Source organism: Pontibacter aydingkolensis (assembly GCF_019443125.1).
Classification (GTDB): domain Bacteria; phylum Bacteroidota; class Bacteroidia; order Cytophagales; family Hymenobacteraceae; genus Pontibacter; species Pontibacter aydingkolensis.
On record NZ_JAHYXK010000002.1, the window covers coordinates 223,356 to 247,612 of the forward strand.

21 protein-coding genes are annotated in these 24,257 nt (G+C 46.2%); 13 read left to right on the forward strand and 8 right to left on the reverse strand.

Features of this window, described 5'->3' with window-relative positions:
* Positions 1 to 100: 100 nt before the first annotated feature.
* Positions 101 to 1,147, reverse strand: coding sequence for a tRNA preQ1(34) S-adenosylmethionine ribosyltransferase-isomerase QueA (queA, locus tag K0O23_RS03335; protein WP_219875974.1), 1,047 nt, complete (start codon positions 1,145 to 1,147; stop codon positions 101 to 103).
* A gap of 183 nt (positions 1,148 to 1,330) precedes the next feature.
* Between queA and K0O23_RS03340 the strand changes: the two genes are divergently transcribed.
* The 6 genes from K0O23_RS03340 (at position 1,331) to uvrA (ending at position 8,314) form a co-directional block, all read left to right on the forward strand.
* Entirely contained in the window at positions 1,331 to 2,578 is a 1,248-nt protein-coding gene (locus tag K0O23_RS03340; protein ID WP_219875975.1) for an ABC transporter permease, read from the forward strand.
* A gap of 146 nt (positions 2,579 to 2,724) precedes the next feature.
* Positions 2,725 to 3,588 (forward strand): LOG family protein, encoded by an 864-nt coding sequence (locus tag K0O23_RS03345; protein ID WP_246596900.1) that lies wholly within the window; start codon positions 2,725 to 2,727, stop codon positions 3,586 to 3,588.
* 222 nt (positions 3,589 to 3,810) lie between these two features.
* Positions 3,811 to 4,224 carry a hypothetical protein gene (locus K0O23_RS03350; protein WP_219875976.1) on the forward strand — a complete coding sequence of 138 codons (414 nt, stop codon included), beginning with the start codon at positions 3,811 to 3,813 and terminating at the stop codon, positions 4,222 to 4,224.
* 227 nt (positions 4,225 to 4,451) lie between these two features.
* A complete protein-coding gene (locus K0O23_RS03355; RefSeq protein WP_219875977.1) occupies positions 4,452 to 4,838 on the forward strand; it encodes a YidH family protein in 387 nt (128 codons plus the stop codon).
* 57 nt (positions 4,839 to 4,895) lie between these two features.
* The gene (locus tag K0O23_RS03360) at positions 4,896 to 5,279 is read left to right on the forward strand and encodes a YidH family protein (RefSeq protein WP_219875978.1); all 384 of its coding nucleotides are present in this window, start codon (positions 4,896 to 4,898) and stop codon (positions 5,277 to 5,279) included.
* 128 nt (positions 5,280 to 5,407) lie between these two features.
* A complete protein-coding gene (uvrA, locus tag K0O23_RS03365) occupies positions 5,408 to 8,314 on the forward strand; it encodes an excinuclease ABC subunit UvrA (RefSeq protein WP_219875979.1) in 2,907 nt (968 codons plus the stop codon).
* A 49-nt stretch (positions 8,315 to 8,363) separates the two neighbouring features.
* Here the strand turns inward: uvrA and K0O23_RS03370 are convergent, their stop codons facing one another.
* Together K0O23_RS03370 and K0O23_RS03375 are read right to left on the reverse strand one after the other, a co-directional pair.
* Positions 8,364 to 8,921 carry a DUF4142 domain-containing protein gene (locus K0O23_RS03370; protein WP_219875980.1) on the reverse strand — a complete coding sequence of 186 codons (558 nt, stop codon included), beginning with the start codon at positions 8,919 to 8,921 and terminating at the stop codon, positions 8,364 to 8,366.
* 84 nt (positions 8,922 to 9,005) lie between these two features.
* Positions 9,006 to 9,590: a DUF4142 domain-containing protein gene (locus K0O23_RS03375; protein WP_219875981.1), complete on the reverse strand. Its 585-nt coding sequence runs from the start codon at positions 9,588 to 9,590 to the stop codon at positions 9,006 to 9,008.
* A gap of 216 nt (positions 9,591 to 9,806) precedes the next feature.
* Between K0O23_RS03375 and K0O23_RS03380 the strand changes: the two genes are divergently transcribed.
* Positions 9,807 to 10,505 (forward strand): DUF3575 domain-containing protein, encoded by a 699-nt coding sequence (locus K0O23_RS03380; protein WP_219875982.1) that lies wholly within the window; start codon positions 9,807 to 9,809, stop codon positions 10,503 to 10,505.
* A gap of 85 nt (positions 10,506 to 10,590) precedes the next feature.
* Positions 10,591 to 11,415, forward strand: coding sequence for a hypothetical protein (locus K0O23_RS03385; RefSeq protein WP_219875983.1), 825 nt, complete (start codon positions 10,591 to 10,593; stop codon positions 11,413 to 11,415).
* Positions 11,416 to 11,491: 76 nt separating this feature from the next.
* Here the strand turns inward: K0O23_RS03385 and K0O23_RS03390 are convergent, their stop codons facing one another.
* Both K0O23_RS03390 and K0O23_RS03395 read right to left on the reverse strand, forming a co-directional pair.
* On the reverse strand, positions 11,492 to 12,211 hold the full coding sequence (locus K0O23_RS03390) for a TapB family protein (protein WP_219875984.1): 720 nt from the start codon (positions 12,209 to 12,211) through the stop codon (positions 11,492 to 11,494).
* Between the two features lie 187 nt (positions 12,212 to 12,398).
* Positions 12,399 to 13,181, reverse strand: a complete 783-nt coding sequence (locus tag K0O23_RS03395) for an enoyl-CoA hydratase-related protein (RefSeq protein WP_219875985.1) — start codon at positions 13,179 to 13,181, stop codon at positions 12,399 to 12,401.
* A gap of 237 nt (positions 13,182 to 13,418) precedes the next feature.
* Here K0O23_RS03395 and K0O23_RS03400 point away from each other — a divergent pair, with 237 nt between their 5' ends.
* Positions 13,419 to 14,813, forward strand: coding sequence for a T9SS type A sorting domain-containing protein (locus K0O23_RS03400; RefSeq protein WP_219875986.1), 1,395 nt, complete (start codon positions 13,419 to 13,421; stop codon positions 14,811 to 14,813).
* A gap of 58 nt (positions 14,814 to 14,871) precedes the next feature.
* On the opposite strand, the gene K0O23_RS03405 is transcribed toward K0O23_RS03400, so the two are convergent.
* Together K0O23_RS03405 and rpoN are read right to left on the reverse strand one after the other, a co-directional pair.
* Positions 14,872 to 15,483 (reverse strand): hypothetical protein, encoded by a 612-nt coding sequence (locus K0O23_RS03405; RefSeq protein WP_219875987.1) that lies wholly within the window; start codon positions 15,481 to 15,483, stop codon positions 14,872 to 14,874.
* A 106-nt stretch (positions 15,484 to 15,589) separates the two neighbouring features.
* Positions 15,590 to 17,029, reverse strand: coding sequence for an RNA polymerase factor sigma-54 (rpoN, locus tag K0O23_RS03410; protein ID WP_219875988.1), 1,440 nt, complete (start codon positions 17,027 to 17,029; stop codon positions 15,590 to 15,592).
* 275 nt (positions 17,030 to 17,304) lie between these two features.
* Between rpoN and asnS the strand changes: the two genes are divergently transcribed.
* Positions 17,305 to 18,744 carry an asparagine--tRNA ligase gene (gene asnS, locus K0O23_RS03415; RefSeq protein WP_219875989.1) on the forward strand — a complete coding sequence of 480 codons (1,440 nt, stop codon included), beginning with the start codon at positions 17,305 to 17,307 and terminating at the stop codon, positions 18,742 to 18,744.
* 167 nt (positions 18,745 to 18,911) lie between these two features.
* The gene (locus tag K0O23_RS03420; RefSeq protein WP_219875990.1) at positions 18,912 to 20,483 is read left to right on the forward strand and encodes a hypothetical protein; all 1,572 of its coding nucleotides are present in this window, start codon (positions 18,912 to 18,914) and stop codon (positions 20,481 to 20,483) included.
* Positions 20,484 to 20,550: 67 nt separating this feature from the next.
* Here K0O23_RS03420 and K0O23_RS03425 read toward each other — a convergent pair whose 3' ends face one another.
* Positions 20,551 to 21,096, reverse strand: coding sequence for a DUF4168 domain-containing protein (locus K0O23_RS03425; RefSeq protein WP_219875991.1), 546 nt, complete (start codon positions 21,094 to 21,096; stop codon positions 20,551 to 20,553).
* A 242-nt stretch (positions 21,097 to 21,338) separates the two neighbouring features.
* Between K0O23_RS03425 and K0O23_RS03430 the strand changes: the two genes are divergently transcribed.
* Positions 21,339 to 23,525: a TonB-dependent receptor gene (locus tag K0O23_RS03430; RefSeq protein WP_219875992.1), complete on the forward strand. Its 2,187-nt coding sequence runs from the start codon at positions 21,339 to 21,341 to the stop codon at positions 23,523 to 23,525.
* A 76-nt stretch (positions 23,526 to 23,601) separates the two neighbouring features.
* Positions 23,602 to 24,243, forward strand: coding sequence for a hypothetical protein (locus K0O23_RS03435; RefSeq protein WP_219875993.1), 642 nt, complete (start codon positions 23,602 to 23,604; stop codon positions 24,241 to 24,243).
* Positions 24,244 to 24,257: the final 14 nt, after the last annotated feature.

Sequence of the window (24,257 nt, forward strand, 5' to 3'; positions counted from 1 at the left end):
TAGTTCTGCTAATCCTTTAATCCTGAAATCCATATTCAGACAATAAAAAATGCCCCAACCTGGCAGGCTGGGGCATCTGTATTTTCTGTAGAGTATAAGCTTAAAGTATAAGCATTACGTCACCGTAGCTAAAGAAACGGTATTTCTCTTTTACAGCCTCTTCGTAAGCTTTCATTACCAGGTCGTAACCGCCAAAGGCTGCAGCCATCATCAGCAGTGTGCTCTCCGGCATATGGAAGTTAGTTACCAGCGCATTTGCTATTTTGAAATCGTATGGAGGGAAGATAAAGCGGTCTGTCCAGCCCTCGTTTGGCTTCAGGCGGTTGTTCGCTGATACCGAAGACTCCAGCGCACGCATAGTGGTTGTACCAATGGCGCACACACGCTTCTTGTTATCCAATGCCTTATTTACCATCTCAGCAGTCTCAGCGGGAACCTTAAAGTTCTCTGAGTCCATTTTGTGCTTGGTAAGGTCTTCCACATCTACCGGACGAAAAGTACCCAAACCTACGTGCAGTGTTATCGGAGCCATGTCAACGCCTTTAATCTCCAGGCGCTTCATTACTTCTTTTGTAAAGTGCAGTCCCGCAGTCGGAGCAGCCACAGCGCCTACGTTCTTCGCGTAAACTGTCTGGTAGCGTTCTCTGTCTTCCGGCTCAGCTTCACGCTTAATGTATTTTGGAAGCGGCGTTTCGCCCAGGTCGTTAATGGTTTTGTAAAACTCCTCGTCAGTGCCATCAAACAAAAACTTAATGGTACGGCCACGCGAAGTCGTATTGTCAATTACCTCGGCTACCAGGTCGCTGTCGCCGAAGTATAACTTGTTGCCTACACGTATCTTACGCGCCGGGTCTACCAGCACATCCCACAGGTGAATGTCTTTGTTAAGCTCACGCAGCAGGAAAACCTCAATCTTGGCGCCTGTTTTCTCTTTGTTGCCGTAAAGGCGGGCAGGAAAAACTTTAGTATCGTTCACCACCATCACATCGCCATCGTCGAAATACTCCAGGATGTCTTTGAAAACGCGGTGCTCAATTTTGCCTGTATCGCGGTGCAGCACCATCATGCGCGACTCATCGCGGTTTTCGGTTGGGTGCGTGGCCATCAGGCTCTCAGGGAGGTCAAACTTGAATTCTGATAATTTCATAAATTTAATATTACGGTATTAAACTTTTAGTAAATATGTCTGGTGATAAAACAGGCAATGATCATAGGGCCTAATCCAGCAAAAAAACAAAAAATCGAGCCGCAAATTTACTTAGTTTGACCGAATTATTCTTACTTTTAAGAAAATTACTTCTGGCTAATAAGATAATACAACCTTAAACCTATGATATACTTGCGCTTGATAGCAGAAAGCTTCCGGTTTGCATGGCAGGCGCTGCGGTCTAACTTACTGCGCACTATACTTTCTTTACTGGGAGTTACGATAGGTATCTTTGCCATTATATCCGTTTTCACGCTGGTAGACTCGCTGGAACGCAATGTTCGTGATAGTATGAGCTTTATTGGCGACAAAGTAATTTATGTGCAGAAGTGGCCCTGGTCTTTTGACGGCAACCGCCCCTGGTGGAAGTATTTCCAGTGGCCGCAACCCAACATGCGCGAGTACCGCCTGCTGGAGCGCAACCTGACAAACGATGCCGGCACCGCTATTTTTGCTGACAAAGGTAATAATACCTTTAAACAAGGAAGCAACAGTTTTTCTAACGCCGGAATTATCGGTGTTACATACGATTACAACAAAGTAACCGAGATCCCGGTAGAGGATGGCCGTTATTTTATTCCGCAGGAGGTTACAGCGGCACGTAATGTTGTAATTATTGGTAAAGAAATGGCTACTGCCCTTTTCCCGCACACAGAGCCGCTGGGGCAGGAGATAAAAGTAGCCGGCCAGAAACTGGTAGTGATTGGCGTAATGGAGAAGCAGGGCGAAAGCATGTTTGGTGCCCCTAACTTTGACCAGATGGGTGTTGTACCCTATGGCACCTTTGCCAAGATGTTTGATGTAGGCCCAAATGGCATAGGCTCTACAATTGCTGTAAAAGGCCGTGAAGAAGATGTTGGCCTGCTGGAGCTGGAATACGAAATACGTGGCCTGATGCGCAACATACGGGGCCTGCGCCCCCGCGACGAAGACAACTTTGCCTTAAACAGACCTGAGATGATTATGCAGGCTATCGGTGGCTTTTTTCAGGTAGTGGGGCTGGCCGGCTGGGTAATAGGTGGGTTTGCCATACTTGTAGGCGGCTTTGGTATTGCCAATATCATGTTTGTGTCTGTAAAAGAGCGCACAAATATTATCGGTATACAAAAATCCTTAGGAGCTAAGAATTATTTTATACTTTTCCAGTTCCTGTTCGAGTCGGTGTTCCTGAGCTTAATTGGCGGAGGCATAGGCATTTTGCTGGTTTTCTTGCTCACGCTTATCCCGCAGGACATGATGAAAGTATCGTTGTCGGTGGGTAACATTATACTTGGCCTGGGCGTATCGGCGGTGATAGGTATGCTTTCCGGAATTATTCCGGCTGTTTTAGCCTCAAATTTGGATCCTGTTATTGCAATCCGGTCCAAATAGATATATTTACACCCTTGGTTGATTTGCAGTGCTTCCTCACTTGATGCAGAACACCCTTAAATTTTTTATTTTAATAGAGATGACGTGCGCCTGATAAAATGGCGCCCGGAGGCTTACGCGCCTCTGCGTTGAAGATGACGAAAATTATGACAAAGCTTAGAAAGACAAGCAAAACAAAGCTCCAGGATCAGGAGCTTAACACAGGCAGTGGACAAACTATCCTGAAGCCGGATGTAAACGAAAACAAGGCAAGATCGGTAACTGATTTGCGCGAAAGCGGCCAGGTTACTGCTCCACCAGCCTCCCCGGAGGATAAAAAAATACGCCAGGCCTTTGTAGATAAAGACTGGAATGAGATTAAAATTGCAGACTCGTGGCAGATATTTAAGGTAATGTCGGAGTTTGTGGAAGGATTTGAGAAGCTGGCAAAGATTGGCCCATGCGTTTCTATCTTCGGCTCGGCACGTACTAAAAACACGCACAAGTACTATATCATGGCCGAGGAGATTGCTGCCAAACTGGTACGCCATGGTTATGGTGTAATTACTGGCGGTGGTCCGGGCATTATGGAGGCCGGCAACAAAGGCGCTCACTCAGAGGGCGGTAAGTCGGTGGGCCTTAACATCCACCTGCCGTTCGAACAGTTCAACAACATTTACATCGACTCCGATAAGCTGATCAACTTCGACTACTTCTTTGTGCGCAAGGTAATGTTTGTGAAGTATGCGCAGGGCTTCGTAGTAATGCCAGGGGGCTTTGGCACGCTGGATGAGTTGTTTGAAGCGATCACCCTTATCCAAACTAAAAAGATCGGTGCATTCCCGATCGTACTGGTAGGCCGTTCTTACTGGGAAGGCCTGTTCAAGTGGATAGAGGATGTTATGTTGAATGTTGAGAGCAACATCAGTGCCGAAGACATGGACCTAATCCACATCGTAGACGACGCCACAGAGGCCGTTAAAGTGATCGACGATTTCTACAGCAAGTACCTGCTATCTCCAAACTTCTAAGAGTAAGAGATTTTATACTTTCACGAAAGCCCGCTGCCAACACAGCGGGCTTTTTCATTAACCCACCAGTACTTCTACTAAATATTCTGGCTTGCCTATTCTATAACATTCTATTAGAGTTACATTTACATCCGCCAATATAAAACTATACTAAAAAAACAATATAGCGCTTGTGGATAGACTCTGTGCATGGTGTAAAGGGCCACTTTTTATACTTTTCTTTTGCTAACCCAACTGCCACTTCAGGCGCAAAACCAGAAGCATGCCAATATCAGGTACTTCGGCGACAGAGCAGGACTGGACTTTAACAGTGGCACTCCTGTAACACTTACTAACAGCTCCATGAACGCCTTCGAAGGCACCGCTTCTAGGGCCGATGACCAAGGCAGGCTAGTCTTTCATTCCGACGGGACCACCGAGGCAGAGCTTATAGTTACTAAGCCAGACCTTTACAAACTCCGCGCCTACAACCAGCATTGCGAAGCCACAGACGGGATCAGGGTAAAGTTTAAGAATTGCGTGGGCGGTTTATTTATTCCTAACATTATTACCTCGAACGGCAATGGACTGATCGAGGTATTTTTTATACACGGCCTTACAGAAGATGACTGGGAACTAAGGATATTTAACAGCTGAGGCAAGGAAGTATACCGCACCAACAGGTATAAGAATGACTGGGCTCCACCAACTTCCTCTGGAATGGGTGCATTTTTCTACCACCTCATCCATGCTGTTACCGGCAGAGTGTATAAAGGCTCATTAGAAGTGGTATTCTAGTTTATTGCACAGTTATAACAGTTGTCTGATCCGGCAAAGTATACTTAACAGTGTCGCCCTCGTATATTTTTTAAAGCGACAGTGTTATGCTTAGCGAGGACAAGGAACAGATAAAGAAGCTAAAGAAAAAGCTTAAGGTACAGGAGAAGAAAAACGCGGAAGTCCGGGACCATATGGCAACGCAACGGACCATCTTTGCAAACGAACGGACCCTGATGGCCTATCTGCGCACAGCCATGACTGTATCTGTTGGCGGCTTTGTTGCCATTAAATTCTCTGATGACCTTTACCTGGAAGTGATTGGTATGATCCTTATCCCAATTGGGATCATATTGGCGATTTATAGCTTTATGAGGTATAGGCATAAGCAGAAGATCATAGAAGGGCACCACCAGGATTACTGCCCCACCAGCCACGAGCATGAAAGAACCCATGCCGAGAGCAGCAAGTATGAAAATGATGGCAAAAACTAATTAGCATGCGTAAATCCTTTGGTTTTCAGCTCCGTGTACCCATCTAAAAGAACCACCATGCCCTACCAGGAACAGGAAGAGATAGAAAAACTAAAGAAGAAGCTAAAACAGCAGGAAAAAAAGAACTCAGAGATTCGTGACCAAATGGCTATACAGCGGACCATCTTTGCAAACGAACGTACACTGATGGCTTACATGCGCACAGCTATTGCACTACTAGGCGGCGGATTTGCAGCCGTAAAGCTGTCTCAGGACCTGTACATGGAAATAATTGGCCTTATTTTAATGCCTGCAGGACTGTTATTGGCCATTTATAGCCTTTACAGGTATGTGCAAAAACAAAAGCTTATAGAACGCCAGCGCGAAGATTACGCCCATACCAGCCACCACCACGCCGCACTGCACGAAAAGGAAACCAGCAGCTACGAAAGCACAGATTAAGTACTGCTATACTTTACTTAAGGAAAGGTAAACCAATTAGCAGCGTTTTCTGTTAAGAGTGGTTAGGGTTTTGCTGCTGTAAAACCCTTCCGTTTTTGTAAATTGCGATTTAAAACCACTTATCCTGAATGGATTTCAACCAAGAGCAACAAACTGCTTTAACAGGCACAGCAACCAACGCGCAAACCACAGCCATAACCGGCGATGCGCAGCAAATTGAAGTATACGGTGCCCGCGAACATAACCTTAAAAATATTTCCATCAAGCTTCCGCGCTACCAGTTGGTGGTGTTTACCGGCATTAGTGGCTCGGGCAAATCATCCCTGGCTTTCGATACTATCTATGCCGAAGGCCAGCGCCGCTACATGGAAACCTTCTCGGCCTATGCCCGCAGCTTTATGGGCGGCCTGGAGAGGCCAAACGTAGATAAAATTGAGGGACTTTCGCCGGTTATCTCTATAGAGCAGAAAACCACCAGCCGTAACCCCCGCTCTACCGTAGGCACCATTACCGAGATTTATGACTTTATGCGGCTCTTGTGGGCACGTACCGCAGAGGCGTTCAGTTATGTAACCGGCGATAAAATGGTGCGCCAAAGCGACGACCAGATTGTGAGCCACATCCTGGACAACTTTGACGGCAAGCGTATTGTGGTACTGGCACCGGTAGTAAAAGGCCGTAAAGGCCACTACCGCGAACTTTTCCAGCAGATACGTAAAATGGGCTTTATACGTGCCCGTGTTGATGGCGAACTACTGGAGATAACGCCCAAGATGCAGGTGGACAGGTATAAAATCCACGACATTGAGATCGTGATCGACAAGATTGTGGTAAAGGAAGATGACCGTTTCCGCTTGTCCAGCTCTATACAGAATGCCCTTACACATGGCAAAGGCACAGTGCTTATACTTGATGTGGATGCAGACAAAACGCATTTCTTTTCACGCCACCTCATGGACCCGGCTACCGGTATTGCCTACGACGACCCTGCTCCAAACTCCTTCTCGTTTAACTCGCCTTACGGTGCCTGCCCGGTGTGTAATGGCTTGGGAGAGATACAGGAAATAACCGAGGAGTCTGTTATTCCGGATAAAAGTTTAAGCATACGTCGCGGTGGCATTGCGCCGCTTGGCGAATACCGCGACATCTGGATCTTTAAGCAGATAGAGGCCCTGTTCAAGCATTTTAAAGTATCGGTTTCAACACCAATCAAAGACCTGCCGGAAGATATGCTGAAGGTATTGCTTTATGGTTTGGATGAGGACCTGGAAGTGAACACTAAAAAAGGCAGCTACATTGTAGAGTTTGAGGGCATTATTAACTTCCTCAAGAACCAGATGGAGTCTGATTCCGATAACATCCGCTCGTGGGTAGAGGATTTCACGCAGACTAATACTTGCCCTGAGTGTAATGGCCACAGGCTTAAAAAGGAGTCGCTGCACTTTAAGATCGATAACAAGAACATCGGTGAGCTGTCAGTACTCGACATAAACAAATTGGCTGCATGGTTTGAGGGGTTGGAGGAAAGACTGAATGAACGCCAGAACGTGATCGCCAAAGAGCTTTTAAAGGAGATACGGAAACGCATCGGCTTTTTGCTTGATGTTGGCTTGGATTACCTGAGCCTGCACCGCCCTGTAAAAACGCTTTCGGGTGGCGAAAGCCAGCGTATACGATTGGCCACGCAGATAGGCACGCAGCTGGTAGGTGTGCTATACATTATGGATGAGCCAAGTATAGGCCTGCACCAACGCGACAACGAACGCCTGATAAACGCCCTGAAAGACCTGCGCGACCTAGGCAATTCCATTATTGTAGTAGAGCATGATAAAGACATGATCATGCAGGCCGATTACGTGGTGGATATTGGCCCTGGCGCGGGTATACATGGCGGCCAGGTAGTAACAGCCGGAACTCCGGATGAGATGATGAACGCCGGCACTACCACCGCTGACTTCCTGAGTAACCGCAGAGGCATACAGGTGCCCCGTAAAAAGCGTGAAGGCAACGGCAAAAAGCTTAAATTAAAAGGCGCAACCGGCCACAACCTGAAAAACGTGACACTGGAACTGCCATTAGGCAAAATGATCTGCGTTACGGGAGTATCGGGTAGCGGCAAGTCGTCGTTGATACACGATACGCTTTACCCTATACTTAACACGCACTTTTTCCGTGCCAAGCGTGAGCCACTGCCCTACAAAAGTATAGAAGGCCTGGAGCACCTGGACAAAGTAATTGAGGTAGACCAGTCGCCGATTGGCCGTACGCCACGCTCTAACCCTGCCACCTATACCGGTGTGTTTACAGATATACGCACATTGTTTGCCCAACTACCGGAGGCTAAGATAAGGGGCTATTCGCCAGGACGGTTCTCATTTAACGTAAAGGGCGGACGCTGCGAAGCCTGTGAAGGAGCCGGAATGCGAACCATCGAAATGAACTTCCTGCCGGATGTATATGTGCCCTGCGAAGTATGCAAAGGCAAACGCTACAACCGGGAAACGCTGGAGGTGCGCTTTAAAGGCAAGAGCGTAACTGATGTACTGGACATGACTGTAGAGCAGGCGGTAGATTTCTTTGAAAGTCAGCCGCGTATTCTGCGTAAGATCCAGACGTTGAATGATGTAGGATTGGGTTACATTACCTTAGGGCAGCAGGCAACTACTTTATCGGGTGGTGAGGCACAGCGCGTAAAACTGGCCACAGAACTATCCAAGAAAGATACCGGCCAAACGCTTTACATCCTGGACGAGCCAACAACCGGACTTCACTTTCAGGACATTGAGCACCTCTCAGAGGTACTGCATAAACTAACAGATAAGGGCAACACTGTGCTCATTATCGAGCACAACCTCGACCTGATCAAAATTGCAGACCATATTATTGATATAGGTCCGGAAGGCGGTGAGGGCGGCGGAACAATTGTGGCTTCTGGAACACCGGAACAGGTGGCCAAAGTAAAGAAAGGCTATACTTCCCGCTTCCTGGCAGAAGAATTAAAGACCAGCCACTACCGCGAAAACGGTGAAGTATAAAGTTTATCAAAAGGGGCAGCCGCTTATGTAGTGGCTGCCCCTTTTGTTTTTAATCGATTTTCTCTTTCAGGCGCTGGGCTGCATCGGTGTGCTGGCGCAATACAGGTAGCTGCCTGGATGCATATTGTTTTACCTCCATGCTAGTGCCGTTCTCAGCTATATCATCATACCGCTTCAGCAAGTCTTCGTGCTGGTCAAGCATAGTCCGGATAAACTCTACATCAAACGAAATACCTTCCTTTTCCATCAATTCATCAAATGTTTTTTGGTCAGCGTTGCCAAGCGTCTGAGGGAGTACGATGTTTGTCTGCCAGGCCACATCTTCCAATTCGTTGTTCATCTGACGGTGTGTGTTCTCTGCACGCTGGGCAAAGTTCTTAACTTCCGGACTTACTCCCCGGTTTATAGCAGCATCGCTAAGCTGTACCAATAACATGTTCGCACTGGCAGCCTCAGCGGCAAAAAGGGCATCATTTTCCATGTTCTCTATGCCGGCAGCCTCAAACTGCTGCATGCTTTGCTCTTTTGCCAGCTCTATACTATCATCAGAGTTGCAGCTTGCCAATAACAGGCATAGCAAGAAGCTAAAAGCTAAATATCTTTTCATAATTAAGTGTTTAAATAAAAAGCATCTGTAAGTATAGATACTCACAGATGCTTTTTATGTTTTACCTTAATGAATTGCTTAAGGTTACCGGTTCTTTTTATCAACCATATCTTTCACCTGCTTTGCTCGCTCATGGTGCTGCCGGAGCTTTGTAACAGTGTTGCTCGCAAATGTTTTTAACTGGGCATCTTCTAGGTTATTGGCAGCGTCTTCAAAAGCTTCTATATCTTCTTCATGGTCGCTTACCATCAGGTCCATGTATGCTCTATCGAACTCTGCCCCTGTTTTGTTGCGCAGCTCTTTTACATGGTCCATATGATCCTGGCCCATACTGTCTGGAAGAGTAATGTTAAGTCTGGAAGCGTGTGACCTCAACTCCTGATTGACTTGCTCATGATCTTTTACCATCATGCTCCCAAAATCTTTTACCTCCTTCATCTGACCTTTCTGCTGTGCTAACTTACCTAGCTCAACCTCCATCATCCCTCCAGAGGCAGCCTTAGTCATAAAGTCAGACATGTGGGTCATCTGATCCTCCATTTCGGTGTCTTCGGCCATTTGCTCGTTTGTTTCCTGAGCTTCTTCCACAGCACCCTGCTCTTGGTTGCATGATGACATTCCAAACAAAAAGGCTGCTACCAGAATACCTGTTGATGCAATTTTTTTCATAATTTTAGATGTTTTCTTTTACACAATTAGAACTAAAATAATTTGAGTATACGCCCTATAATTGTCTGAGTTATCAAATACAGTCTACAATTAATTCTTACCCTATTTTTGATCTTTAACCCTGCATAGCACAAAACCAAACAGAAACCATAAACCAGTCGTAGGCAAATAGTTACATCTCTTTATCTGTCATTTTCCCGTTAAAAAATCCTCCTTATGAAGTATATAAAACACCTTAGCTGGCTCGTATCATTTTTAGCCATCGCACTTGCTCCTTTAAGCGCTGCACAGGCTCAGCACGAAGACGTTATTGATTCTGAGGATAAGGTTCTAAACCCCGAGCATGACCGTATCATCAAATTCAGGCCTCTTGATATAGACCAGGTCAGTTTTGCCTTTGAAAAATTAAGGTCTTCGAGGGTATCAAATGAGTTAGGCATTAGTTATATCTATAACTCTACTTTTAAAGGCTCAGGGTTTTTGCCTGACGAGAAAAAGGTAAACGGACTGGGTGTGCGTATGAGCCAGCGCCATTATACATCCCAAAAGAAACAATCTCCATTCGGGTTTTACCATGGCCCTGTGTTCGGGTACAGGTTACTGGTGTTTGAAAAGAATGTTTTCGGTGTGGAGGATCTGCCGCCTTCAGACCCTGATTATCGTTTTGTAGGCAGGCTGTACCAAAACTCTTTAGACCTAAGTTACCAGTTAGGATGGCAGTTTCAGTTAGGCAGGCATTTTACGCTTGAGACAGGTGCAGGCTTAGGAGGACGCGTAAAGTATGCACGCGCTGTTGGTGCCGACGAATTGCTTACAGACAATATAATAGGCCATGCAGTGGTAGCCGAAAAAAACTCTGCTATATTCCTGGTGCCGCTGCCGCAGTTTAACTTTTCTATCGGGTACTCTTATTAATATATACATTTTGTATATTATACTTCGTTAAAGATTTAACATTTACTTGTTAAGCTCATCTAAGCGCTACATAAAAGTATAACCCATGAAAAATAACCTGTTATCTCTATTGATGTTGCTGCTGGGAAGCACGCTAACATTTACAGCCTGCCAGCGCGAAGATGAGTCACAAGCCGCCATCGAAGCAGAGTCTGCGGAAGACAATGCACTTACAGAAGGAGAATTTACATCGGTTGATGCCTATGTGGAAGATGCTTCTGCAGCGGAGCCTTTACTGGCAGGAAACATGGCTCTTGCAGAGAGTTTACCTGCTTGCGCTACCTCTTCTTATAACAGAGACACCCGTACCCTTACCATCGATTTTGGCACCACCAACTGCACTTGCCGCGATGGCTTGAACCGACGCGGAAAAATAATAGCTGTGTTTGATGGAAAGTATGGAGAAGTAGGCTCTTCGGTAACTATCACCCCGCAAAACTATTTTGTAAACGATAACCAATTAACAGGCACCAAGGTTAAGACTTACCTGGGAAACAGAAAAATAAGCGTGGTGGTAACCGGTGCAAGTTTAACTACACCACGCGGAACAGCTACCTGGCAGGCAAACAGAATAATTGAAAAAATTGCCGGCTACGACACTCCGCGCATATCAGATGATGTGTGGCTGATTACCGGAGAAGCTTCTGGTGTAAACCGCAGAGGTGTGGCTTATACAGCTGTTATTGAGCAGCCGTTGAAGAAAGTACTTGCCCCTGGATGCGCCAGGAATTTTGTTGCCGGAGTGCTAACTATAACGAATGAGCGTGGCGGCATACTTTCCCTTAACTACGACCCGGTTGGTGGAGAGCCCTGCGACAAGATTGCCGAAGTAACTGTAAACGGCAGAAAAAAGATCATACAGCTACGCTAGTACAATCTTTAAATGCAAAAGCCGGCTATAGCATACATCTATAGCCGGCTTTTGCATTTTTATAGCTATAACGCACTTACTTATTCGCTTTACTCAACACACTGTAAGACATTAGCTTACCATTGCGATAAGTCTCTGAGCGCACCATGCCAATGCCAGGCACATAGTACTCTACTGTTTGCACACGCATGCCTGGCATTTTCATACCCATGGCCCGGTTCTCCATTTCAGTATTCTGGCTTATCTTAAAGCTGTTGTATGTTCCGGCAGGCACTTTTATACTTTCCTTGCCCTCTACTGTGCGGTCCATTATCTTCATGGTCATGGTACTCATGTTCTGGCCACTGCTTTTATCCTTTACGGTTACCGTCATGGTACCGTCTTCCAGTTTCTGGCCTGCCTGCAAGTTGCCAGGGTAAAGCATCTTGTTGCCCTCCATACTTACTTCCATGTTTTTGTATGCCTCCATCATGTCCGGGTTCATCATAGAGCGCATATCCATCGAAATAGCACCGCCATCGCACCCAACCGTAAACTCGCCCTCCGAGCTTAGCTTTTCCTTTTTATCGTATACTTTGGTTTCGATGGTAGCCTCCAGCTTTCCATTATTCCGGTTCACATTCTTGACATGGTAGGTAGCCCGGCTCTCAAGTTTGTCTTTGCTGTTGTAGGTTAGTATCTCGTAAGTGGCGTTATTGTTAAGTAACATGTAGTCGTTGCAGTTTTGTGCCCTAACAGGGTTAACGACTGCAATGGCAACAATCAGCAGGAACCAGATGTAAATTTCTCTTTTCATAGTAAGTTATTTAAGTGGTTATCAGAATGTTAAGGCTTATATAAATATATGCAATAGCATTCTATTAAGCACATAAACCACTCACTTACAGAGTATAATAACTATAAATTTTAGTATAGCATGGATAAAACTTAGCATAAAAAAAGCCAGCACGGTGGCTGGCTTCCTTACAGTATAGCTTTTATACTTATACGCCCTTAAATTGAGGTCTGCGTTTTTCATTGAAAGCAGTAACACCTTCTTTGTAGTCATCGGAGTTACCGGCAATTTTCTGGCAGTGGGCTTCGTAGTCCAGCATTTCGTCCAAGGTAGAGCTAAAAGACTTGTTCAGCATCTTCTTCATCAGGCCAATTGCTTTGGTAGGCCCGGCAGCGTAACGTGCAGCCAGTTCAGCTACAGCTGCATCCAACTCCTCCGGGGCTACCACTTTATTTACCATGCCCAGTTGCAGCGCCTCCTCGGCTGTTACTTTAGAGCCTAGCGTACTTAGCTCAAAAGCTTTTAGAGAGCCCACCACGCGCGGCAAAAAGAAAGAAGATCCTGAATCCAGCACCAATCCAACGTTCACGAATACCTCTATCATACTTGCAGCGGTTGATGCTACTACCAGATCACAGGCCAGGGCAAGTGAACAGCCGGCGCCGGCAGCCACACCGTTTAACTTGCAGATAATTGGTTTTGGCAGGTTACGCATGGCACGTATAATAGGGTTATAGCGCTTCTCCAACGATTCTGATAAATCGCGCTTGCTGGCACTGGCAATAGCCTTAAGGTCCTGCCCGGAGCAGAACGCTTTTCCTGCACCCGTTAACACCACCACACGCACCTGCTCGTCACGGGCTACCTGTTTCAGGGCATCCTGCAGGTCGTAACTCTGCTGGTCGTTAAAGGCGTTAAAAACATCCGGCCTGTTTAGGGTAATGGTGGCTACCCCCTCTTGTACTTCATATAGTAAACACTCGTAAGTCATGTTTTTTTATTTTTTATAGATACTCAAAGTTACTAAATCAGATGCTTTTGACAAGCCACAGATTATACTATACTGTGTATATACTTTGTTAATTTATTTTATAAATATTATAATTTATTTAATAAAAATTATTCTTCTACTTCTTATCTTTGCCTTAACAAATATCAGGTTTTTATCTGATAGTCAAGGCTATGCAATAGCTAAGATCGCTACCAAACCTATAAACTATATATTACTATGAAAAAATGTTTTACACTTCTGCTGTTCGCAGCAGCATTTCTACTGTGCCCTATACTTCAGGCTCAAAAATTACCTCCCTCATTGGATAATCCTGTAATAAAGGCTGCGTTGGAACGCGCCCAAAATCTATCTGCAACAGATAATGCCCGCATCTCAACAAACCAGACAATAAGGGTTGCCCAAACCGAAACGTATGCCACCTGGAGAGAAGATAACCAATGGGTAGATGAAGGTCGGATCAACTATACTTTTAACACTCGCGGACAGATAGAAACTGCCACTGAGATAGAGTTGCCTGCCAACGTAAACAGCACGCAGTACACCTATGTGTATAACAGCCAGGGTATACCAACAGAGCTCATCAGTAAAGAGTGGGTTAACAGTGCATGGGTTAACGCAGGCAGATTGACCATTGAGTTTGAGGATAACTTGTTAAAAAGCTTTGGCATGTATGTATGGAGCAACAATATTTGGGTATTGATGCTGGGAGAAAGAAGCACTTTTACAAAATTAAACGGACGCGTTACTGAAACAGTGGCTGAAGTTTACTCTGCGATACCAGGGGCAGAAACTAACGGCTGGGAGCTATCTGAGCGTATAGCATACAGCTATACCGGCAGCGACAACAGACCCACTGGCATTATTACATACTCGAGACAAGGCACCAATTGGGTTGAGCAGGAGAAAGAAACTGCTATCACATATGTTGGCAGCACTTACGAGCGAAGTAGTTATTTCTTAGAAGAATACGATAGAGTGAATAGTGTATGGAACAAGTATAAGTATGAATACCAGTACAGCCAGGACGCAGCTGCCCAAACGCGTACTATAGTAGAAACGGAATATAACGTAGAAGGCACTACAACTACTCCTAATCTGCGCACAACTACAACAGACTTAACATCCGGCGAACCCTATGTATCAAACACGACAGTGAGAACACTTATAGAGACCTACGAAGGCCAAACCAATAGCTGGGTGCGCGATACTGAAGCAAAGGCCACTGTTACCAGAGACAGTAGCGGCGATATTACACAGATAATCTTCCAGGAATATTCTGACAGTGAAGAAGCCTTTGTTAACACGGAGCGTTTCGTTTACTCTAACTTTACTACCATCACCGTAACCAGCGCTGTCAATGATATGCTTGCAAAGGCAACTGAAGTATACCCTAACCCGGTGCAAAACAGCCTGCGTATTTCTCTGGATGCTGCTAAGGTTCGCAACGCCAACCTGAATATCTACAGCCTTACCGGTCAGAAAGTATTTGAGCAGCATAGCTTAAATGCTACAACAATAATAGATGTAAGCAAGTTACCTGCCGGTGTTTACATGGTGCGCATCACCGACGATAATAATGCCAACGTTACCAGAAGAATTGTGAAGCAATAGCAGCTGAAGTTTATACTTAAAAGCATAAGACGCTCTACAACAAGGGCGCCTTATGCTTTTAATAAGCTATAACGATCGTGAGTAAAAACCCTGCCCCATACCCTGTATAAACCTGTGCCGGTGTATGCGCATGCAAGGCCAGCCTGGCTGATAGCACAGCCCCGCTAAGTATAATAACTACGATAATAGCCATGGTAATAGAGCCATCGGGCATCAAGCGGTTAAGCACCAGCAGCAACCCCAAGGCTCCACCCATGCCCACGCTATGAGCACTTACCTTCCAGAACAGCGACACAAAGTATGTCAGAAAAACAGAAACCGCTATCAGGCCCATTATAAAAAAGAAGACTTCATCCAGTGCAGATACTTTATACAACAGGTAAGCGGTTAAAGTATAGCAAACGCCTGTAAACAGCAAAGGCAAACCACGCTGCTCCCGTTTGCTCATCTCCAGCGAGTCGAGCTGGCCGGTTCGCACCATTGTATAAGCCCCTAGCCCTGGTATTACAAACGTAGACAAAACCACCATGCATAATACTACCCAGCGGCTCTCTAACGGCAGTGTAAGCATGGAAGCCGGCATGTAGTAAAGTATAAACGCAAAAAGGTAGGTGGGCAGCAGCAGCGGATGGAAAACAACAGACAGCGCCTGCGCCAGGGAACGGTTCACTTATAGTTAGAGAGTTAGAGAGTGAAAAAGGTAAAAAGTTAGAAAGGGCTTAATTATTAAACAATCAATAATTTAACAATCAATAATTTAACAATCAACAATTATATTAAAGTTCTTTACGGAGGCGGGCAACCGGTATGTTTAGCTGCTCTCTATACTTAGCTACGGTGCGGCGGGCAATGTTGTAGCCTTTGTCGTTCAGCATTTTCTCTATTTTCTCGTCAGAGAGCGGCTTGCGTTTGCTTTCGCTATCGATGATCTCTTTAAGAATATGCTTTACCTCGCGGCTGCTGGCGTCTTCGCCAGAATCTGTGGCGATACCCTCTGAAAAGAAATATTTAAGCGGATAAATACCGAACTCTGTTTGCACGGCTTTGCTGTTGGCCACGCGGCTTACGGTACTAATGTCCATACCGATCTCTTCGGCAATGTCTTTCAGGATCATCGGGCGCAACATACTTTCGTCGCCTTCCAGAAAGAAGTCGTGCTGGTATTTTATGATGGCCTCCATGGTGCGCAGCAGCGTATTCTGGCGCTGGCGAATGGCATCTATAAACCACTTGGCCGCATCCAGCTTCTGTTTCACAAAAGTTACTGTCTCTTTCAGCTTCTTGTCTTTTTTATCCGACTTGTCATAGGCATCGAACATATCGGCATAAGAACGGCTAATGCGCAGGTCAGGGGCATTGCGTGCATTCAGCGACAGCTCTAGTTCCCCGTTGTTGTTGTTAAGTATAAAATCCGGGATGATGTACTGCACGCGCGTCATACTGGCCCCTGCTCCACCCGGTTTTGGGTTTAGCCTGATGATCAGGTCAACGGCTTGCTTCAGCTCATCTTCCGAAATATTAAACTTGCTCTGGATTTTAGAGTAATGCTTTTTGCTGAACTCTTCAAACGTTTCGCGGATAATGCGCTCGGCAAGCACTGTGGTTTCGTCCTGCTCGCGGCGCTCGAGTTGCAGCAACAGGCATTCTGGCAGGTCGCGCGCAGCAATACCGGCCGGGTCAAAAGTCTGGATCAGGTGCAACACCTGCTCAATCTCTTCTTCGGTGGTTTCGATGTTTTGCGAAAAAGCAAGGTCGTTGGCAATAGAGCTAAGCTCCCGGCGAATGTAGCCATCATGATCTATACTTCCGATCAGCTGCATTCCTATGCTATACTGTTTATCGTCCAGGCTCAAAAAGCCCAGTTGGTCCATCAGCGAGTCAGTCAGCGTAGACGACATGGCAATCGGCATTTCACGGTCATCGTCGTCATCGCCGCCGCGGTCTCCCTGCATCTTGTAGCCGCTTATCTCATCGTCGTTCAGGTAGTCGTTTATGTCAAGGTCTTCGTCCTTGTTATAGTCGTCTTCGTACTCGTCGGTATCGCTGTATTCGTCTGCCGTTTCTTCGCGGCCTTCTTCCAGGGCAGGGTTTATTTCCAATTCTTCTTTAATGCGCATCTCCAGCTCAGCAGTAGGTATCTGCAGCAGCTTGATAAATTGTATCTGCTGCGGCGATAACTTCTGAGATAAAAGCTGTCTTAAATCGAGTCGCTGCATAATTTTAGAAGAATAATTTAATGCGGGTTAGTGCACCTTCAAATTTAGGATAATTTTACTCTCATTTACAAAAAAGGTTAAAATATCGTTACTTTGAGGGATTTTATAAAAAACGCTGAAATCAAAAGCTTAGGTATGATCCAAAGTATAAACTGATAGCCTGGCTCCTGTTACTGTTTACAATACAGACATCCATGGTTTTACATGTAATTGATTGTAAGTTTATACTTTAAAAGATATTTTATGCCTTTGATACAGGCAATTAACCATTATACATGCAACGCACAAAAGTAAAAGATCTGCTACAGGGTGCCGCAGTAGACCAGGAGGTACTGCTAAAAGGCTGGGTGCGCACAAAGCGCGGGAATAAGTTTGTGAATTTTATCGCCGTGAACGACGGCTCTACGATAAATAATTTGCAGGTAGTGGCCGATGCCGAAAAGTTTAGCGAAGAGACTTTAAAGGACGTTACCACAGGTGCGGCCATTGCCGTAACCGGTATTCTGGTTGCCTCTCAGGGCAAAGGCCAGGCCTTCGAAATACAGGCATCAAGTATAGAAGTACTGGGCAAAGCCGACCCGGAAACGTACCCGCTTCAGAAAAAGGCGCACTCGCTGGAGTTTTTGCGTGAGATAGCACATCTGCGCTTACGAACAAACACCTTTGGCGCTGTGTTCCGCATACGCAACACCATGGCTTTTGCCGTACACAAGTTCTTCAACGAGAAAGGATTTGTATACATGCACACGCCTATCATCACAGCTTCGGATGCAGAAGGTGCCGGTGAGATGTTCCAGGTAACTACGCTTGATATTGCAAACCCGCCACGCACAGAGAACGGCCACATCAATTTTGAAGAGGATTTCTTCGGACGCGCTACTAACCTAACGGTTTCGGGCCAGATGGAGGGCGAAGTGGCAGCCATGGCCTTCAGCGATATTTATACTTTTGGCCCTACGTTCAGAGCCGAGAACTCCAACACCACGCGTCACTTGGCCGAGTTCTGGATGATTGAGCCGGAGATGGCTTTCTACGACCTTAAAATGAACGCCGACCTGGCCGAGGAGTTTATCAAATATGTCATCCGTTATGCGCTGGAGAACAACCGCGAGGATATTGAGTTCTTAGAGCAGCGTTTGGCAGAGGAAGACAAGAACAAACCGCAGAACGAGCGCCAGGAAATGACCCTGACCGAGAAACTGGAATTTGTGGTGAACAACGATTTTGAGCGTGTAACCTATACCGAGGCTATCGACATTCTGATGAACTCAAACCACTACAAGAAGAAGAAATTCCAGTACGAAGTAAAGTGGGGCGTTGACCTGCAGAGTGAGCACGAGCGTTACCTGGTAGAGAAACACTTTAAGAAGCCGGTGATCGTAACGGATTATCCGAAGGATATCAAGTCTTTTTACATGCGCCTTAACGACGACGGCAAAACTGTGGCTGCCATGGACATACTTGCTCCAGGCATTGGTGAGATTGTGGGTGGCTCGCAGCGTGAGGAACGTATGGATATATTGGTAGAGCGCATGAAGGCTGTGGGCATTAACCCGGACGACATGTGGTGGTTCCTGGATACGCGCCGTTTCGGAGGCTGCCCGCACGCAGGCTTCGGGTTGGGCTTTGAGCGTATGGTGCAGTTTGTAACTGGTATGGGCAACATCCGCGACGTAATTCCTTTCCCGAGAACACCGCAGAACGCAGAGTTTTAACAGGGTTTACACTTATACAGGAGCCCGGTCATTTTTGGCCGGGCTTTTTGTTTGTTCGTTCCACCAAACTTACTTATACTTATAAAAGTATAGCTTTAACTGCCTATTTGCATACTTTGGCTAGAAATTTGTTATCTGTAAAAGTATAATTCTCAAGTTTTTATACTATGCGTAAACTAATCTTAAGTATACTTCTGGCTGGCGTAACGGTTTTTGCCGCAAATGCTCAGCAGGAGTTCGCCAACATTGAGTTGCCCATGAACCGTGCCGAGGATTTAGTTACCCTGGCCGATGACTATGGCAATGTTTGCATTTACTTTTACCAGAACCGTGAGCTGCATTTTGCTTTACTTTCGGCAGATGGAAAGCAAATAGCCCGACACCAGATCCCGTATCGTTTTTCGCAGGAGCCACAATTGCTGGGTACCCGCGTTACCGAAGATGAATTCGTGTTTTACAACCGCTATGTAAATGGCCGCCGTGAGTACCTGCGCCCCTTTGCCATTAACCGCGAAACAGGCGCTTTCCGCAGCCTGCAGGACGAGCAGATTGACCTGGAGCGCAACGTAACATTTGTAGGCGGCTTCGGAGACAAGGACCATTTTTATATGCTCTACACCGACAAAGACAACAACATGCACCTGTACCGCGACTCTTACACAGATGTGGCGCACCTGGAGCATAAAGTGTTTAAGTCGGAAGAAATGCCGCGCACCCGTGAGCGCCATGCCCGTGAATCGGATATGATTTATGTGCACCCGGATATGCAGCATAACGTGTTTACCGGCTACCACCGCAGCAAGATCTACTCTGCAGGCGATAAGATACACATGATTTTTGACGGCTATTACCTAAGAGGCAAAGGCAGCGACGAAACCACTACCGAGATACTGACACTGGACTGGAACACCGGCAAAACAGCTTACCGCACTCTGCCGGCTATTGAGCAGCGCAATTCGCCAAGCTTTAACTCTTTCCTGTACAAGAACATGCTTTTCCGTGTAAACATGGAGAAGGACAAGTTTAACCTGGCTGCTTACGATTTTAACACTCTGCAACCTATAAAAGAGTATAGCTATACCGGCGACGAAGAAATTGCTATCAAATCTACGCCAGTTTACCAGCGTGGCGCCAAGGCTATCTTTTCTCCGGATAATACTGTGATTGAGAAAACTTCTAAGGTAATGAAGAACCTGGCTAGCGGAGTACCGGCGATAACTGTGGATACCTATGCAGATAATTCGCTACAGCTAACCATTGGCTCGTACAAGGCGCCGGAAGCAAATAACAACCCTTTTGGGCAGGATAGAAATCGTATGGTACGCACACCAGACCGCTATGTGCAGACATCGCGTGGCATGATGATGATACCAGGGCGTTGGGTGCCTGCCTACAACATCCCGAGTTATTACCTAAATTCGCCATACTACAGCCGCTACTTTTACGACCCATATAACCAGGGAGGCAATTTGCCATCTGGTCCGGGTATAAGCACCTACTTCAGGTCGGTGATTACGGCAGATGGCTTAACTAAAGTAACAACCGAAGAAGGCAAAGAACCGGTAGTGCTGCAGGATAGAGTGGAAACTTATGAGCAGGAACTAAAGCCCGAGCCAGAACTGAAAACAGTTTACCGTTACGGCGACAAATTGCACTACGGCTACTATGACCGTCGCAACAGGACATTCCGGATTGTGGAGTTTGCTCGTGGCGATGCACCAGCTGAAGCTCAGAAATAATAAATAAAGTATAACAAAAAACGCCCGCTGAAATCAGCGGGCGTTTTTTGTTTACAAGGTAGCTTAATTACTCCTGCGTCATTAGTTTGTTAATCTTTTCCTGTAGTGCCGGGTCTTGTCGGTAGGCGATCATGATCTGCTCATACTTTTCCAGGGTCATGCCATCTTTTTGGATAGCTGTTTCTACTTCTTTCTGCATTTCCGGCTGCAGCTCCATCATTCGCTGCGCCGCTTTGTTAAAAGCTGCCGTTTCCTCTACTGTAGCGCCAACTTCAGAGAGTTTCTGTTGCTGATGCGCCTGCGCCATTTCGTTAAACTTATCCACACTCAGCTTTTCCTCCTCTAGTATCTTCAGCATTTTTTGCTCACCGTTTTGCTGGATAACCATCAGGCGGCTGCTTGCGTCAGCAAATTGCTTTAAGTCGCCATCAGAGAAGTTGCCGCTTTGCTGCGTTTGCTGCTGCATCTGAGGTGACTGTGTCTGTGTTTCTGTTTGCTGCGTTTTCTGTTTTTTATCTTTCTTCTGCGCTACCGCCGTGTCAGTAACGGCACATACGCCTAAAAAAAGTATAGCAACAGCAATCCCCTTAACTTTTCTATTTAGGATGTTCATAAAATTCAGGATTAAAATTAGATGTGAGTAATAAAATAGGACCGATTTAGTCCTGGTATCGGTAAGGTTATACTCCTTTAAAGTATAGATTGTTCCAAATCCGGAGCCAGACATACTTACTTGATTCTGCTAAATACGGCTCTTACTACAACTCATCCACCTTATCCGACAGTTCGTCGTGTTTAAATTTTAACAGGTTGAATCCCTGTGCACCTTTGAGTAGAAATTTAAACAAAGTGACTATGAAAAGGATATACACAGGCATCTTAATTATCTTCTGGCTGGCACCGATGTTGGTTCTGGCGCAAAAGCAACAAACCATTACAGGAAAAGTGCTTGACACGAAAGGCCAGCCTGTTATCGGGGCAAATGTATTTGTAAAAGATAGTTACGATGGCACCTCCTCCGGCACCGACGGCTCATTTACCTTTACCACTACCGCCACAGGTGCACAAACCGTTATAGCCAGTTTTCTGGGCTATGAACAGCAAGAGCAAAGTATAAACTTGGCTGCAGTAGGCGAGGCAAAAGTATACTTTAAGCTAAAGGAAAAGCTAAGTCAGCTAAATGCCGTTACCATAACCGCTGGTGCTTTTGAGGCCGGCGACGAAAAACGTAGCACCATACTCAGCTCCCTGGATATTGCCACCACTGCCGGCGCTACTGCCGATATTTATGGGGCCATTAACACCTTGCCCGGCGCACAGCGTGTAGGCGAAGAGGGCAAACTGTTTGTGCGTGGTGGCGATAGCTACGAAACCAAAACATTTATTGATGGCCTGCTGGTGCAAAAGCCCTACAACTCTTCTGTGCCTGATCTGCCGGCACGAGGCCGCTTCTCTCCTTTTATGTTCTCCGGCACTACGTTTAGCTCCGGTGGCTATTCTGCCGAGTATGGTCAGGCACTATCCTCAGCTTTGATGCTTAAAACTAATGGCCTACCCGAGAAAACAGAAACAGGCATTTCTATTATGTCTATTGGTTTAGGAGCATCACATACCCAACGCTGGAAAAACACCTCCCTTGCCTTAACCGCCGACTACACCAATCTGGCACCTTATGTTGGTCTTGTAAAGCAGAACATCGACTGGAAACATGCCCCAGAAAGCAAAGGCGGTTCCCTTGTGCTGCGCCACAAAACTTCCGAAACAGGTATGCTAAAAGCCTACAGCAGCTACGCAGGATCAAAGCTGGCACTATCGCAGGATACCCCGGAGGGCACTGCAAACGCTGTAGAGCTGGATAACCGTAACTTCTTCAGCAACCTTACTTACCAGGAGCTACTCGCAGATAAATGGACTGTGCACACCGGCATCAGCTACATGCACAACACCGATAATATACAAGTTGACGAGCAGGACATAGCAGAGCAGGACATAGCAGAGCAGGACAACACCGTGCAGGCCAAAGCAACCTTAGAGCATCAACTGGCAGAACCGCTCTGGATTAAGTTTGGATCAGAATTAACCTTGCGCCGCTACAACCAACAGTATCAGCGAAACGAAAATGCAAAAAGTATAACTTCTGGTTTTGATGAGGCCTTAACAGCCAATTTTGCAGAAGCCGACTGGTACCTGAGTAATAGTTTAGTGGCACGCGCAGGTGTGAGGGCAGAATACTCCGCTTTGCTGGACAAGGCAAATGTGGCCCCGAGAATTTCAGTGGCTTATAAAACAGGTGAGCACGGGCAGATCTCAGCGGCATTCGGACAATTTTACCAGTTGCCGGAGGCGCAGTTTCTGAAGATAAGCGATAATCTGAATTACGAGAACGCCATGCATTATATCATCAACTACCAGCGCCAGAAAGATAACCGCACCTTCAGGGCAGAGGCCTACTACAAAAAGTATAACCACCTTACAAAGTATAACACCGATCAGCCATACTTACCCAGTAGTTATAGTAACAGCGGCAACGGCTTTGCCAAGGGCTTAGACCTGTTCTGGAGAGACCGCAAAAGTATAAAGAACGGCGATTACTGGGTTTCTTACTCGTTGCTGGACACACGCCGTAATTACCGCGATTACCCGAAACAGGCTGTGCCAACCTTTGCCTCTAAACACAACCTGGCAGTGGTATACAAGCATTTTGTACCTGGTTTGAAAACACAGTTTGGTGCCACTTACTCTTTTGCCAGCGGCCGGCCTTACCACAACCCGAACAAGACAGGTTTTAACCAGGGCCGAACACCCAACTACAACGACTTAAGCTTTAATGCAAGCTACCTCACCAACATCCTGGGCAACTTTACAGTGCTGTATGTTTCGGCCACAAACCTGCTGGGCAGCAACCAGGTGTTCGGCTACCGCTATGCCAGCAACCCCGGCGAAACCGGCACTTACAGCAGCATGCAGGTTGGCCCACCAGCTAAGCGCTTCATCTTCGCAGGTTTGTTCATCAACTTCGGAGGGCAGGGTATACACCATTAAGGTTGCGCCCAATTAGGAATTTCAAATTTTGAATGAGTCTCAAGTATAAAATCACAACTTTAAAAATCTAATAATCATGAAAAAGCACATCTTATTATTTTCGGCAGCTATACTTTTTGTACTTAACACTTTTGCGCAGAGCAGCAGTTTTGAGACAGCAATGGCTAAAAATCTAGAACTTATGCGCAGTGGCAAAACTGCAGAAGAACTGCAACAGGCAGCTAACGGCTTTGAGCGCATCGCTGCGGCAGAACAGAAAGAATGGCTGCCTCTTTACTATGCTGCCCTTACCTACATCAACATCAGTTCTAAAGAATCAGATGAGAACAAAAAGGACCAGTACCTTGACAAGGGGCAAGAACATTTGAATAAAGCCCTCAAACTAGTGCCTAAAGAATCAGAATTACACGTGTTGCAAGGCTATCTGCACCTGGCACGCATAAATGTAGCACCAATGGCACGTGGTATGAAGTATAGCGGCATGGCTACCGAAGCTTTTGAGATGGCAAAGTCGCTAAACCCTGCTAACCCACGGGTATATTATATGCTGGCCAACACCAAGTATAACACCCCTAAAATGTTCGGCGGCGGACCAGAGGCTGCCAGGCCATATTTAGAGCAGGCCAAAGAAAAGTATGAAGCTTTTAAACCAGCCACTGCCATTGCGCCCAACTGGGGCGAAAAGCAAGTGCTCTCGATGCTGGAGCAGTACAGATAAAGTATTGAAACCCG

Bases quoted from the DNA above. Each gene is read 5' to 3' on its own strand.
- K0O23_RS03375 (WP_219875981.1), bottom strand. From the start codon at position 9,590: ATGAAAAAAATTGCATCAACAGGTATTCTGGTAGCAGCCTTTTTGTTT.
- K0O23_RS03370 (WP_219875980.1), bottom strand. From the start codon at position 8,921: ATGAAAAGATATTTAGCTTTTAGCTTCTTGCTATGCCTGTTATTGGCA.
- K0O23_RS03395 (WP_219875985.1), bottom strand. From the start codon at position 13,181: ATGACTTACGAGTGTTTACTATATGAAGTACAAGAGGGGGTAGCCACC.
- K0O23_RS03430 (WP_219875992.1), top strand. From the start codon at position 21,339: ATGAAAAGGATATACACAGGCATCTTAATTATCTTCTGGCTGGCACCG.
- K0O23_RS03425 (WP_219875991.1), bottom strand. From the start codon at position 21,096: ATGAACATCCTAAATAGAAAAGTTAAGGGGATTGCTGTTGCTATACTT.
- K0O23_RS03420 (WP_219875990.1), top strand. From the start codon at position 18,912: ATGCGTAAACTAATCTTAAGTATACTTCTGGCTGGCGTAACGGTTTTT.
- K0O23_RS03435 (WP_219875993.1), top strand. From the start codon at position 23,602: ATGAAAAAGCACATCTTATTATTTTCGGCAGCTATACTTTTTGTACTT.
- uvrA (WP_219875979.1), top strand. From the start codon at position 5,408: ATGGATTTCAACCAAGAGCAACAAACTGCTTTAACAGGCACAGCAACC.
- asnS (WP_219875989.1), top strand. From the start codon at position 17,305: ATGCAACGCACAAAAGTAAAAGATCTGCTACAGGGTGCCGCAGTAGAC.
- K0O23_RS03400 (WP_219875986.1), top strand. From the start codon at position 13,419: ATGAAAAAATGTTTTACACTTCTGCTGTTCGCAGCAGCATTTCTACTG.
- K0O23_RS03345 (WP_246596900.1), top strand. From the start codon at position 2,725: ATGACAAAGCTTAGAAAGACAAGCAAAACAAAGCTCCAGGATCAGGAG.
- K0O23_RS03385 (WP_219875983.1), top strand. From the start codon at position 10,591: ATGAAAAATAACCTGTTATCTCTATTGATGTTGCTGCTGGGAAGCACG.
- K0O23_RS03390 (WP_219875984.1), bottom strand. From the start codon at position 12,211: ATGAAAAGAGAAATTTACATCTGGTTCCTGCTGATTGTTGCCATTGCA.
- K0O23_RS03355 (WP_219875977.1), top strand. From the start codon at position 4,452: ATGCTTAGCGAGGACAAGGAACAGATAAAGAAGCTAAAGAAAAAGCTT.
- K0O23_RS03340 (WP_219875975.1), top strand. From the start codon at position 1,331: ATGATATACTTGCGCTTGATAGCAGAAAGCTTCCGGTTTGCATGGCAG.
- K0O23_RS03380 (WP_219875982.1), top strand. From the start codon at position 9,807: ATGAAGTATATAAAACACCTTAGCTGGCTCGTATCATTTTTAGCCATC.
- K0O23_RS03360 (WP_219875978.1), top strand. From the start codon at position 4,896: ATGCCCTACCAGGAACAGGAAGAGATAGAAAAACTAAAGAAGAAGCTA.
- queA (WP_219875974.1), bottom strand. From the start codon at position 1,147: ATGAAATTATCAGAATTCAAGTTTGACCTCCCTGAGAGCCTGATGGCC.
- rpoN (WP_219875988.1), bottom strand. From the start codon at position 17,029: ATGCAGCGACTCGATTTAAGACAGCTTTTATCTCAGAAGTTATCGCCG.